Origin of the sequence: Pseudomonas yamanorum, assembly GCF_900105735.1 — a bacterium.
Classification (GTDB): Bacteria; Pseudomonadota; Gammaproteobacteria; order Pseudomonadales; family Pseudomonadaceae; genus Aquipseudomonas; species Aquipseudomonas yamanorum.
Window position 1 is genome coordinate 1551425 of the sequence record NZ_LT629793.1, and the last position, 13158, is coordinate 1564582.

Consider the following 13158-nt stretch of genomic DNA (forward strand, 5'->3'; position numbering starts at 1 on the left):
GCTCTAGTCGTCTGGGCACTTAACCGAAGAAGCTCTGGCCGTTCTTGGCCATCTCACGCAGCTTCGCAGTCGGGTGGTACAGCGGGCCCAGATCAGCGTATTGATCAGCCAGGGCAACGAACTCGGCCACACCGATGGAATCGATGTAACGCAGCGCACCACCACGGAATGGAGGGAAACCAATACCGTAGACCAGGCCCATGTCGGCCTCGGCTGCGGTTTCAACGATGCCGTCTTCCAGGCAGCGCACGGTTTCCAGGCACAGGGCGATCATCATCCAGTTGACGATGTCCTCGTCGGACACTTCACGCTGTTCGTAGATGACCGGCGCGAGTACTTCGTGAACCGACGGGTCGGCCACTTTCTTCTGCTTGCCCTTCTTGTCGGTCTCGTAGGAGTAGAAACCCTTGCCGTTCTTCTGGCCCAGGCGCTTGGCTTCGTAGAGCGCGTCGATCGCCGAGCGGCGGTCGTCTTTCATGCGGTCCGGGAAGCCTTCAGCCATTACGTCGCGACCGTGGTGGCCGGTGTCGATGCCGACCACGTCCATCAGGTACGCCGGGCCCATTGGCCAGCCGAATTTTTCCATGACCTTGTCGATGCGCACGAAGTCCACACCGGCGCTGACCAGCTTGGCGAAACCGCCGAAGTACGGGAACAGTACGCGGTTGACCAGGAAGCCCGGGCAGTCATTGACGACGATCGGGTTCTTGCCCATTTTCTTGGCGTAGGCAACGGTGGTGGCAACGGCCAACTCGCTGGACTTCTCGCCACGGATCACTTCCACCAGCGGCATCATGTGCACCGGGTTGAAGAAGTGCATGCCGACGAAGTTTTCCGGACGCTTGAGGGCCTTGGCCAGCAAGGTGATGGAAATGGTCGAGGTGTTGGAAGCCAGGATAGTGTCTTCTTTAACCTGGGCTTCAACTTCAGCCAGTACCGCCTGCTTGACCTTCGGGTTCTCGACAACCGCTTCGACCACCAGGTCGACGTGGCCGAAATCGCCGTAGGACAGCGTAGGACGAATGCCGTTAAGCACTTCAGCCATTTTCGCTGCCGTCATGCGGCCTTTATCCACGCGGCCTACCAGCAGTTTCGCGGCTTCTGCCAGACCCTGTTCGATACCGTGTTCGTTGATGTCTTTCATCAGGATCGGCGTGCCTTTGGACGCCGACTGATAGGCGATACCGCCACCCATGATACCGGCGCCGAGTACGGCAGCCTGTTTCACATCGCGGGCGATTTCGTCGTAGGCCTTGGCCTTTTTCTTCAGTTCCTGGTCGTTCAGGAACAGACCGATCAAGCTCTGCGCCGCAGAAGTCTTGGCCAGTTTGACGAAGCCGGCAGCTTCGATTTCCAGGGCCTTGTCGCGACCGAAGTTCGCGGCCTTCTGGATGGTCTTGATCGCTTCGACCGGCGCCGGGTAGTTCGGACCGGCCTGGCCAGCCACGAAACCTTTGGCGGTTTCGAACGACATCATTTGTTCGATGGCGTTGAGCTTGAGTTTTTCCAGCTTTGGCTGACGCTTGGCCTTGTAGTCAAATTCGCCGCTGATGGCGCCTTTGATCAGGTTCAGTGCGGCTTCTGCCAGCTTGTCGGGAGCCACCACGGCATCCACGGCGCCGACTTTCAGCGCGTCTTCAGCACGGTTTTCCTTGCCGGCGGCAATCCACTCGATGGCGTTGTCGGCACCGATGATGCGCGGCAGGCGCACGGTACCGCCGAAGCCTGGGTAGATACCCAGCTTGACTTCCGGCAGGCCGATTTTCGCGGTGGCAGACATCACGCGGAAGTCGGCGGCCAGGCACATTTCCAGACCGCCGCCCAAGGCGATGCCATTGATCGCGGCAACGGTCGGCACGTTGAGGTCTTCGAAATCGCTGAAAATCTTGTTGGCTTCGAGGTTGCCAGCCACAAGCTCGGCATCGGGCAGCTTGAAGTTGTCGACGAATTCGGTGATGTCAGCGCCGACGATGAACACGTCCTTGCCGCTGGAGACGATCACGCCCTTGACCGATGCATCTGCTTTGATGGTGTCTACGGCCTGACGCAATTCATTCAGGGTTAGACGGTTGAACTTGTTGACGGACTCACCCTTGAGGTCGAATTTCAATTCGACGATGCCACTTTCAAGAGCCTTAACCGTGATGGCTTTACCTTCGTAAATCATCAACTGATCTCCACGATATGGAAGCTGAACAGTACACGTCGGACGCAGGATTCAGCGTAGACACTGACGTTACCGTCGATGCTAACGCCAATTTGCCAGGCACACCCGCCAACGCGATAGTCGGGATTCTGTACGAACGGTCTGAAAGACAAACGCTCAATTCATACGCCCGTTTGATTTGGGTACGTCACCTTCAGCCAAATCCGATGAATTGTCAATCGCTCGAAAGGGCCGCTAAAACGCGACTTTTCAGTCATTTCAGAACCCGAAGCAGCCGGCATCGCCCCGCCAATGTTTAATCATTCGCGAAATCAATAATGAGAAATATGATTTAAAGGGCTGTACAGAACCGAATATGCGGCTAGGCTAGCGGCACGTAAAACGAATTACCGGCCTGCCTGGCCAACTCCAGCCCGATGATGCTTTCGGGCTTTTTAATGCCCGCAGGAATCTCAGGCCAGCGCCTTGAGCACCGCGTCAATGTCCTGCAACACGCTCAACTCGCCCTTTTCGCCCCAGTACAGGGTGATCATTTGCTTGTCGGCTTCGACTTTGTAGACGTTCTCAGGCAGCGTCGCAAAATGCGGCAACAACTTTTCATCAACGCAGATTTCCTGCCACTGATTGACCCACATCCCCGGTTCCAACTGCCAATAACTCCAGGTCACAAGCTTGGTGCCGCGTCGTGGCCGGTGATACTGCGCGCACGGGCTCGGCGGCTCGTGCTTGAGCCAGTGCGGCCACTCCTGAGGTGTCAGTTGCATGGCCAAACCGATGCGCCGCGCCTCCATGCGCAAAGCCATGCGCCCGCTCGAATGGCGCGAAGGACGCAGCCACGCCAGCGGACTCAAAACCAGCGCAAGGATTGACACCACTATCCAGACCGTCATATGTGTACTCCCGAATTTCTTGATGAGCGGATTTGACCCGACGCAACCCCATCCGCTTGAAACAAGCCATACTGAACTTATCGCTTTCCTTTGGAGAAACTCCTCATGCCCTACGAACATATTCTGGTCGCCGTGGACCTGACCGAAGAATGCGACCCCGTGATCAAGCGGGCCGTAGGCCTTGCAGGCGATTCGGTGAAGCTGTCCCTGGTGCATATCGTCGAACCGATGGCCATGGCCTTTGGTGGCGACGTGCCAATGGACCTTTCCCAGCTGCAACAGCAGCAGTTCGACCAGGCCAAGGAACGCCTTGATCGACTGATCAACAAGTACCCCGCCCTGAAAAAAGACCAGAGCCACCTGACCTACGGCCAGCCGCGCCAGGAAATCCACCACCTGGCCAAGGAACAAGGTTGCGACCTGATCGTGGTCGGGAGCCATGGCCGCCACGGGCTGGCCCTGCTGCTGGGCTCCACCGCCAATGACGTGCTGCACGGCGCACCTTGCGATGTGCTGGCGGTGAAACTGGTAAAGAGCTCGTAAGACCAACAGCAATCTAATGTGGGAGCGGGCTTGTGTGGGAGCGGGCTTGCTCGCGAATACGGTGGGTCAGTTAATGAAGATAGCGACTGATACACCGCCTTCGCGAGCAAGCCCGCTCCCACATTTGAACCGCGTTTCATACAAAAAACCCGGCGCTCATACAAATGAGCGCCGGGTTTTTTATTGCGCTTGAATCACTCAGGCATCCAGCTCGGCCCAGCGCTCAACCAGGGCTTCCAGCTCGCTGTTCAACTGCTCGAGGGATGCAATCACCTTGGCGGTTTCGGCAGCAGGGCGCAGATAGAAACCCGCGTCCGCCATTTCAGCTTCAACGGCAGCGATCTGCTGTTCCTTGGCATCGATATCGCCCGGCAGTGCTTCCAGCTCGCGTTGCAGCTTGTAGCTGAGCTTCTTCTTGGCCGCAGGCGCTTCTTGCGCAGGGGCAGGAGCAGCAGCCACCGGGGCAACCACGGCCGAGGTCAGGTCAGCCTTGCCGGATTTGCTTTCGGTCACGCCCAGCAGGCGCGGCGAACCGCCCTGACGCAGCCAGTCCTGATAACCACCGACGTATTCACGCACCTTGCCCTCACCTTCAAAGACCAGGGTGCTGGTGACCACGTTGTCGAGGAAAGCCCGGTCGTGACTGACCATCAGCACGGTGCCGTTGAAGGTCAGCAAGACCTCTTCCAGCAGTTCCAGGGTTTCAACGTCGAGGTCGTTGGTCGGTTCGTCGAGCACCAGCAGGTTGGCTGGTTTGCTGAACAGCTTGGCCAGCAGCAGGCGCGCACGCTCACCACCAGACAAGGCTTTAACCGGTGTACGTGCACGCTGCGGGCTGAACAGGAAGTCGCCCAGGTAGCTCAATACGTGGCGGCTCTGGCCGTCGATGTCGATAAAGTCGCGACCTTCGGCGACGTTGTCGATCACGGTTTTTTCCAGGTCCAACTGGTGACGCAACTGGTCGAAGTAGGCCACGTCGATGCGCGTGCCCTCTTCCACTGTGCCGCTGGTCGGTTGCAGGCCATTGAGCATCAGCTTGAGCAAGGTGGTCTTGCCGGTACCGTTGGCGCCGAGCAGGCCGATACGGTCGCCGCGCTGCAGGACCATGGAGAAGTCCTTGATCAGGAACGGGCCGTCCGGGTGATGGAAGCTGACGTTTTCCAGGACCATCACTTGCTTGCCGGACTTGTCGGCGGTATCCAGCTGAATGTTGGCCTTGCCGGTGCGCTCACGACGCTCGCTGCGCTCAACGCGCAAGGCTTTCAGGGCGCGTACGCGGCCTTCGTTACGGGTGCGACGGGCCTTGATACCCTGGCGGATCCAGACTTCTTCCTGAGCCAGCTTTTTGTCAAACAGCGCATTGGCGGTTTCTTCGGCGGACAGTGCAGCTTCTTTATGCACCAGGAAGCTGGCGTAGTCGCCATTCCAGTCGATCAGGCCGCCACGATCCAGTTCGAGAATGCGTGTGGCGAGGTTTTGCAGGAAAGAACGGTCGTGCGTGATGAACAGCACGGCGCCCTGGAAATCCTTGAGGGCTTCTTCAAGCCAGGCGATTGCGCCGATGTCCAGGTGGTTGGTCGGTTCGTCGAGCAGCAGCAGATCCGGTTCGGAAACCAGGGCCTGGGCCAGCAGGACGCGGCGACGCCAGCCGCCGGACAATTCGGCGAGGGTCTTGTCGGCCGGCAGTTGCAGGCGGCTCAGGGTGCTGTCGACCAATTGCTGCAGGCGCCAGCCGTCACGGGCTTCGAGGTCTTGCTGGACGTGCATCAGCTTGTCCAGGTCTTCTTCGGTGACGCAGTTCTGTGCCAGGTGATGGTATTCGGCGAGCAATGCGCCCACGCCATCAAGGCCTTCGGCAACCACGTCGAACACTGTCCGTCCGTCGGCCACCGGCAGTTCTTGCGGCAATTCGCCAATCTTGAGGCCCGGTGCGCGCCAGACAGAGCCGTCATCGGGCTTCTGGTCGCCTTTTACCAGCTTCATCATGCTGGACTTGCCGGTGCCGTTACGGCCGATGATGCACACCCGCTCACCACGGGCGATCTGCCAGGACACCTTGTCCAACAACGGCATAGCGCCGAAAGCAAGGGACACATCGCTGAATTTGAGCAGGGTCATACGCTTCTCCAAAAACTGGGCGCGCATTCTACCTGACTTAGGGCGCGAGGCGGCCGGCATTTTCGCCGTTGACATGTTCTGTTGGACATTTCAGATGAACTTGAACGAAGCGACCGGCAAAGCTTTCACCGGTTGCAGCCAAAAGGCTAAGCTAGGGGCAATCAGTGTCGGCGACGTCGGCACTAGTCCAGATTCCTCTGCACGGACGTCTCATGCGCAGTCGCCTTTTCAGCTTTTTATCTTGTCTGCTTCTTTCTGCCACCGCCGTTCAATCCGCCCAGGCCGTGGACCTCACCACCCAACGTCAATATTACGATGAAGCCAAACGAGCCCTCGCCAAAGGCGACAGCGGCCCGTATTTCCAGTACAGCCAGGCCCTGGCCGACTACCCGTTGACGCCATACCTGGCCTACGACGAACTGACCGCGCGCCTTAAAACCGCGAGCAACGAGGAAATCGAACAATTCCTCGCCAAGAACGGCGACCTGCCCCAGGCCAACTGGATGAAACTGCGCTGGTTGCGCTGGCTGGCCGACCGTGGCGACTGGCAAACCTTTGAAAAGTACTACGACCCAAAACTCAATTTCGTCGAACTGGACTGCCTGCACGGACAGTTCCAGCTGACCCATAACCAAAAAGCCGAAGGTTATAAAACCACCGAGAAACTGTGGCTGACCGGTAAATCCCAGCCTGCTGCCTGTGATGCCACCTTTGGCCAGTGGGCCGCCGACGGCCAACTGACCGAACAAAAAATCTGGGACCGCGCCAAGCTGGCCGCCGAAGCGCGCAACTACCCGCTGGCCAACAGCCTGGTGAAAACCCTGCCGACCCTCGGCGCCCAAGGCCGCCTGATGGTAGACGTGGCGCAGAAGCCCGACATGCTCAGCGACCCGTCGCGCTTCCTGCCGGCCAACGAGGCGATGTCCGACGCCGTCGGCCTGGGCCTTCGCCGCCTGGCCCGCCAGGACCCGGACAAGGCCATGGCCCTGCTCGACGGTTATGCCAGCAGCATGCACTTCTCTCGTGACGAAAAAGTGTCGATCGCCCGGGAAATCGGCCTGACCCTGGCGCGCCGCTACGACCCGCGCGCCCTCGACGTGATGACCAAATACGATCCGGAACTGCGGGACAACACCGTTTCCGAATGGCGCCTGCGCCTGCTGCTGCGCCTGGCGCGATGGGAAGACGCCTACCAGTTGACGCGCAAGCTGCCCCAGGACCTGGCCACCACCAACCGCTGGCGCTACTGGCAGGCCCGCAGCCTGGAACTGGCAGAGCCGAAAAACCCGCAAGCCCTGGTGATGTACAAGGGCCTGGCCAAGGAACGTGACTTCTACGGCTTCCTGGCGGCGGATCGCTCCCAGTCGCCGTACCAACTGACCAACAAGCCGCTGGTGATGAGCCAGGCGCTGATGAACAAGGTGCGCAACACCCCGGGCGTACGCCGCGCCCTGGAGTTCTACGCCCGCGGCCAGATCGTTGATGGCCGTCGCGAGTGGTACCACGTGAGCCGGCACTTCAACCGCGACGAAATGGTCGCCCAGGCCAAGCTGGCCTATGACATGAAGTGGTACTTCCCGGCGATCCGCACCATCAGCCAGGCGCAATACTGGGATGACCTGGATATCCGCTTCCCGATGGCCCACCGCGACACCCTGGTGCGTGAAGCCAAGGTCCGCGGCGTGCATTCAAGCTGGGTGTTTGCGATCACCCGCCAGGAAAGCGCCTTCATGGACGATGCGCGCTCCGGCGTCGGCGCCACCGGCCTGATGCAGCTGATGCCGGGCACCGCCAAAGAGACCGCACGCAAGTTCAGCATCCCGCTGGCCTCGCAACAGCAAGTGCTCGACCCGGACAAGAACATCCAGCTCGGCGCGGCGTACCTGAGCCAGGTCCATGCCCAGTTCAACGGCAACCGCGTGCTCGCCACCGCTGCCTACAACGCTGGCCCGGGCCGTGTACGCCAATGGCTGCGCGGCGCCGATCACCTGAGTTTCGATGTGTGGGTGGAAAGCATCCCGTTCGACGAAACCCGTCAGTATGTGCAGAACGTGCTGTCTTATTCGGTGATCTACGGGCAGAAGCTCAATGCGCCACAGCCGCTGGTGGATTGGCATGAGCGGTATTTTGATGATCAGTAAGTAACGCTGTCCCATAAAAAATGCCCGCATTGAGAGATGCGGGCATTTTTTATGGGCGGTAATTTAGTGGCTGCTCGATTCACCATCACTGAACTGCAACGCCGCCAGCCGTGCGTACAGTGGATTACTCGCAATCAGTTGCTGATGCGTCCCCACCGCCACCAGCTTGCCTTGGTCCATCACGGCAATCCGGTCGGCGTTCTTCACGGTGGCCAACCGGTGGGCGATCACCAGGGTGGTGCGCCCTTCCATCAACTGCGGCAGCGCTTGCTGGATCAAGTGTTCACTCTGGGCGTCCAGCGCGCTGGTGGCTTCGTCCAGCAGCAGGATCGGTGCATCCACCAACAAGGCCCGGGCGATGGCCAGGCGTTGGCGCTGGCCGCCGGAAAGGCCCATGCCGCCGTCGCCCAGGTGGGTCTGGTAGCCGTCGGGCATTTGCAGGATGAAATCGTGGGCGTGGGCGATGCGCGCCGCTTCTTCGACCTGGGCAAAGGTGGCCGATGGATTGCCGTAGCGGATGTTCTCTTCGACAGTGCCAAAGAACAGCGCCGGACTCTGGGACACCAGGGCGAAACAGCGGCGCAGGTCCAGCGGGTCCAGTTCGGTCAGCGGGTGGCCTTCAAGCAGGATGCGGCCTTGCTGAGGATCGTAGAAACGCAGCAACAGATCGAAGATCGTCGATTTTCCCGCGCCCGACGGGCCGACCAGGGCCAGGGTTTCACCGGCATTGATGCTCAGGCTCAAGCCGTCGATAGCAAAACGATCCGGGCGCGACGGATAGGAGAAACGCAAATCCTGGACTTCCAGGCGGCCGCTGACCCGCTCCGGCAGCTTGACGACGTTTGCCTCGGGCGCTTTGATCTCGTTGCTCGACTGCAGCAACTCGCCAATCCGCTCTGCTGCACCGGCCGCTCGTTGCAACTCGCCCAGCACTTCACTCAAGGTGCCGACGGCACTGCCGACGATCAGGCTGTAGAACACGAACGCGGCCAGTTCACCACCGGAAATCCGCCCGCTAATTACGTCCATGCCGCCGACCCAGAGCATCACGCCCACGGCGCCCAGTACCAGCATGATTACCAGGGTAATCAGCCACGAACGCTGCAGGATGCGTTTGCGCGCGGTGGTGAACGCCTCCTCCACTGTCACCGCAAAGCGCCGCTCGTCCTGCACCTGGTGGTTGTAGGCCTGCACCGTCTTGATTTGGCCAAGGGTCTCGGACACGTAGCTGCCCACGTCGGCGATGCGGTCCTGGCTCAGGCGCGACAGGCTGCGCACCCGGCGGCCAAAGATCAAAATCGGCGCCAGCACCAGCGGCAGCGCGATCACAACGATGCTGGTGAGCTTGGGGTTGGTGACAAACAACAGCACAATCCCGCCGATCACCATCAGGGCGTTGCGCAGGAACAGCGACAGCGAGGAGCCGATCACCGATTGCAGCAAGGTGGTGTCGGTGGTCAACCGGGACTGGATTTCCGAACTGCGGTTGTTTTCGTAGAAACCCGGATGCAAGTAGATCAAGTGGTTGAACACCTGCCGCCGGATGTCGGCCACCACCCGCTCGCCGATCCACGACACCAGGTAAAACCGCGTAAAGGTGCCCACCGCCAGGCCCAGCACCAGAATCATGAACAGGCCGATGGACTGGTTGAGCAGGTGCGGCGACTGGGTCATGAAGCCTTGGTCCACCAGCAGGCGAATGCCCTGCCCCATGGACAAGGTGATGCCAGCGGTGACGATCAACGCCAACAAGGCCCCCAGGGCCTGCCAGCGGTAGGGAGCGACGAAGCGGCTGGCCAGGCGAATCGCGCGGCGTTGACGGGCTGAGAGCATGGCGAGTTTCACCTGAGGGTGGGAGACGGGAACCTACGTAACTACATGGGGGGAACTTGAGCGAATCACAATGAGTCAGGTTAATTATGCTTACCGAACCTAGCCCCTAGAGGCTATCGGTCTAAGGCCTGGCTGGAAATTTGTATCGGTTTCTGCTGGACTGGGCATTCGATCTGCTGACCGCGCAAGGAGTTGTAACAACGCGGTCACGCAGTGATTTTAAGGTAGGTACACAACCTGATGAGGAGACGGGCCATGTCCTTGCAAAACAGCAGCAACGCCAAAATTGAAGTGATCCGCCAACCGCAGCAGTTGCCTTGCTCGTACATCGACGCTCAAGGCCGCGAAGTGCAAATCACCGAAGAGATGATCCAGAGCGCCTGCGCCGAACTGGAACAGAAATTGGTCAAGCCTGCCAAGCGAGGCTGAATCGCCCACGCTCTTTTAAACCCGGCCTTGATGGCCGGGTTTTTTATGCCTTCAGATTGCCTGCGCGCCCAATGCCGCCACGATGTTAGACAAGGCCGCAGAGTCGCCGCTGATTCGCACCTTCAAACCCTCAATCTCGCGCCGCGGCGGGTAGAGCTTGCGCAGTTGGTCAAACGCCTTGCGCTGCTCGTCCACGGTGCCTACCAGGCTGCGGCGAAAATCCGCGTCATCACGGCGCGGGTCGTAAACGCCACGGCATAGGGCCGCCAGCGCCCAGGCCGGGTCGGTATTGGCGTTGAGGGTAACTTCGGCCAACCACGGTTCCGGCAGCAAGTCGCTGAGTTGAATGATCGCCTCCTGGCCAAGATACCGGCACAGCGCCTGGTAGATCTGCGCCGTACCGCGCTGCCTGCCGTCCAGGCTGTAGCCGGCGATATGCGGGGTGGCCAACACACACAAGTCGGCCAGGTCGACGTCCACCTGGGGCTCGCCTTCCCACACATCCAGCACGGCCTGCAGGTCTTCGCGTTCCAGCAGCACCTCCTTGAGGGCGGCGTTGTCCACCACCGGGCCACGGCTGGCGTTGATCAGCCAGGCGCCGGGCTTGAGCTGGTTGAGGCGCTCGCGGTCGAACAAGTGCCAGGTGGAACCGTTGCCGGATTTGTTCAGCGGCGTGTGCAGGCTGATCACATCGCATTGCTCGACAATCTGCTCCAGGCTGACGTAATCACCGTCCTCGGCGATTTGCCGGGGCGGGTCGCACACCAGCACCTTCCAGCCCAACGCCTTGAGCACCTTGACCAGACGCCCGCCGACTTCACCGGCACCCACCACGCCATAGGTGCGTTGGGCCAGGTCGGCGCCTTCGATTTCGGCCAGAGTCAGCAGGCTGCCCAGCACATAGTCGACCACGCCACGGGCGTTGCAGCCGGGGGCACTGGACCACTGGATGCCGGCGCGCTGGAAGTAATCAAGGTCGAGGTGGTCGGTGCCGATAGTGCAGGTGCCGACAAACCGCACGGGTGTGCCTTCGAGCAAAGCCCGGTTGACGTTGGTCACCGAACGCACCAGCAGCACATCGGCCTGTTCGATCGTCGCGCGGTCGATGGACCGGCCTGGAACCCGGCGAATCTCGCCAAGTCCTTCGAAGAATGCATCGAGCAGCGGGATATTTTCGTCGGCAACAATCAGCATGGCAGGCTCCTTTCGCGGATCAGCAGTGTACAGCGGTTTTCCTTGTGGTGAGGGAGCAAGCTCCCTCGCCACAAAAAGCAACACTTGCGCTGGGCTGTGTTTACAAATCCACAACACAGGTTTTTTCCTGACCAACACGTCAAGGCGTAGAATGCGCCGTCCTGCGCTCCCCCTATCGGACATCCGTACGTGAACACTGCCACAACCACCACCGCCCTCTCCCGCCCCGCCCGCGTCAGCCTTGAAGTGCGCAATCTGCTGGCCCTGGCCCTGCCGATCATGATCGGGCAACTGGCGACCACCGCCATGGGCTTTGTCGATGCCGTGATGGCCGGGCGTGTCAGCTCCCGGGACCTGGCGGCGGTCGCCCTGGGCAACTCCATCTGGATCCCGGTGTACCTGCTGATGACCGGCACGCTGCTGGCCACCACACCGAAAGTTGCCCAACGCTTTGGCGCCGGCACCCACGGTGAAATCGGCCCGCTGGTGCGCCAGTCGATGTGGCTGGCGTTGGTGGTGGGAATTACCGCGCTGCTGTTGCTGATCAGCGCCGAACCGATCCTGCACCTGATGAAGGTCGATCCCGAACTGATCAAGCCGTGCATGGGCTACCTGCACGGCATCGCCTCGGGCATGCCGGCCATTGCGCTGTATTACGTGTTGCGCTGCTTCAGCGACGGCCTGGGCCGAACGCGGCCGAGCATGGTCATGGGCCTGTGCGGGCTGGCGCTGAATATTCCGCTGAACTATGTGTTCATCTACGGCCACTTCGGCGTGCCGGCCATGGGCGGCATCGGTTGTGGCTGGGCCACGGCGATCGTGATGTGGGTGATGATGCTCGGCCTGGCCGCCTGGACCCGCTGGGCGCCGGTGTATCAGAGCAGCGAGCTGTTCAAGCGCTTTGACTGGCCGCAATGGTCGGTGATCAAGCGCGTGCTGAGCATTGGTTTGCCCATCGGGATTGCGGTGTTTGCCGAGTCGAGCATCTTCGCGGTGATCGCGCTGCTGATCGGCAGCCTCGGCGCCACGGTGGTGGCCGGGCACCAGATTGCGCTGAACTTCAGCTCGCTGGTGTTCATGATTCCGTATTCCCTGAGCATGGCGGTCACCGTGCGCGTCGGCCAGGCCCTCGGCCGCGGCGAACCCCGTGAAGCGCGCTTCGCGGCAGGTGTCGGCATGGGCACGGCGCTGGTGTATGCCTGCCTGTCCTGCAGCCTGATGCTGTTGTTTCGGGAACAGATCGCCACCATCTACACCCAGGATCCGCTGGTGATCCAGGTGGCGGCGATGCTGATTGTGTTTGCGGCGCTGTTTCAGTTCTCGGACGCGATCCAGGTCACGGCCGCCGGCGCGTTGCGCGGTTACCAGGACACACGGGTGACCATGGTGCTGACGCTGTTTGCGTATTGGGGCGTGGGCTTGCCGGTGGGCTACGCGCTGGGGCTGACCGAGTGGCTGGGCCAGGCGCGCGGCCCGAGCGGCTTGTGGCAGGGGCTGATCGTGGGCCTGAGCTGTGCGGCGGCGATGCTGGTGATCCGCCTGGTGCGCAGTGCACGCAAGCGGATTCGCCGGGCCTAAGCGGACTTCTTGCGGATCCAGTACAGGTAGGTGCCCGCCTGTTCCTGCTGGCCCACCAGTTCATGGTCGAGAAACACGCAGAACTTGGGAATATCGCGACGGGTCGACGGATCGGTCGCGATCACCTTGAGCAAGCCGCCGGGCGCCAGGTCACGGATGTGCTGGTGCAGCATCATCACCGGCTCGGGGCAGTTGAGGCCGGTGGCGTCCAGGGTGCCATCGACCGGGGTGTCAAAAATGTCGCTCATCATTCACTCCTGAAACA

Annotated in this window: 10 protein-coding genes; 4 read left to right on the forward strand and 6 right to left on the reverse strand. The window is 60.7% G+C overall.

Annotated elements, in window-relative coordinates:
- Positions 1–19: 19 nt before the first annotated feature.
- Together fadB and BLU46_RS07580 are read right to left on the reverse strand one after the other, a co-directional pair.
- The gene (gene fadB, locus BLU46_RS07575; RefSeq protein WP_093200337.1) at positions 20–2167 is read right to left on the reverse strand and encodes a fatty acid oxidation complex subunit alpha FadB; all 2148 of its coding nucleotides are present in this window, start codon (positions 2165–2167) and stop codon (positions 20–22) included.
- A 452-nt stretch (positions 2168–2619) separates the two neighbouring features.
- Positions 2620–3057 (reverse strand): hypothetical protein, encoded by a 438-nt coding sequence (locus BLU46_RS07580; RefSeq protein WP_093200340.1) that lies wholly within the window; start codon positions 3055–3057, stop codon positions 2620–2622.
- Between the two features lie 105 nt (positions 3058–3162).
- Here BLU46_RS07580 and BLU46_RS07585 point away from each other — a divergent pair, with 105 nt between their 5' ends.
- Positions 3163–3600 (forward strand): universal stress protein, encoded by a 438-nt coding sequence (locus BLU46_RS07585; RefSeq protein WP_003218985.1) that lies wholly within the window; start codon positions 3163–3165, stop codon positions 3598–3600.
- Between the two features lie 198 nt (positions 3601–3798).
- Here the strand turns inward: BLU46_RS07585 and BLU46_RS07590 are convergent, their stop codons facing one another.
- Positions 3799–5718, reverse strand: a complete 1920-nt coding sequence (locus tag BLU46_RS07590) for an ATP-binding cassette domain-containing protein (RefSeq protein WP_063032268.1) — start codon at positions 5716–5718, stop codon at positions 3799–3801.
- Positions 5719–5930: 212 nt separating this feature from the next.
- Between BLU46_RS07590 and BLU46_RS07595 the strand changes: the two genes are divergently transcribed.
- Complete coding sequence (locus BLU46_RS07595; RefSeq protein WP_017477195.1) at positions 5931–7859, forward strand: transglycosylase SLT domain-containing protein; 1929 nt, start codon at positions 5931–5933, stop codon at positions 7857–7859.
- Between the two features lie 63 nt (positions 7860–7922).
- On the opposite strand, the gene BLU46_RS07600 is transcribed toward BLU46_RS07595, so the two are convergent.
- Positions 7923–9692 carry an ABC transporter transmembrane domain-containing protein gene (locus BLU46_RS07600; RefSeq protein WP_093200343.1) on the reverse strand — a complete coding sequence of 590 codons (1770 nt, stop codon included), beginning with the start codon at positions 9690–9692 and terminating at the stop codon, positions 7923–7925.
- Positions 9693–9947: 255 nt separating this feature from the next.
- Between BLU46_RS07600 and BLU46_RS33045 the strand changes: the two genes are divergently transcribed.
- Positions 9948–10121 (forward strand): PA1571 family protein, encoded by a 174-nt coding sequence (locus tag BLU46_RS33045; protein WP_010176367.1) that lies wholly within the window; start codon positions 9948–9950, stop codon positions 10119–10121.
- 51 nt (positions 10122–10172) lie between these two features.
- Here the strand turns inward: BLU46_RS33045 and pdxB are convergent, their stop codons facing one another.
- A complete protein-coding gene (gene pdxB, locus BLU46_RS07605; RefSeq protein ID WP_063032273.1) occupies positions 10173–11315 on the reverse strand; it encodes a 4-phosphoerythronate dehydrogenase PdxB in 1143 nt (380 codons plus the stop codon).
- Between the two features lie 189 nt (positions 11316–11504).
- On the opposite strand from pdxB, the gene BLU46_RS07610 reads away from it, so the two are divergent.
- Positions 11505–12893 carry an MATE family efflux transporter gene (locus BLU46_RS07610; protein WP_003218996.1) on the forward strand — a complete coding sequence of 463 codons (1389 nt, stop codon included), beginning with the start codon at positions 11505–11507 and terminating at the stop codon, positions 12891–12893.
- On the opposite strand, the gene tusA is transcribed toward BLU46_RS07610, so the two are convergent.
- On the reverse strand, positions 12890–13141 hold the full coding sequence (gene tusA, locus BLU46_RS07615) for a sulfurtransferase TusA (RefSeq protein WP_063032275.1): 252 nt from the start codon (positions 13139–13141) through the stop codon (positions 12890–12892). The genes BLU46_RS07610 and tusA overlap by 4 nt on opposite strands.
- Positions 13142–13158: the final 17 nt, after the last annotated feature.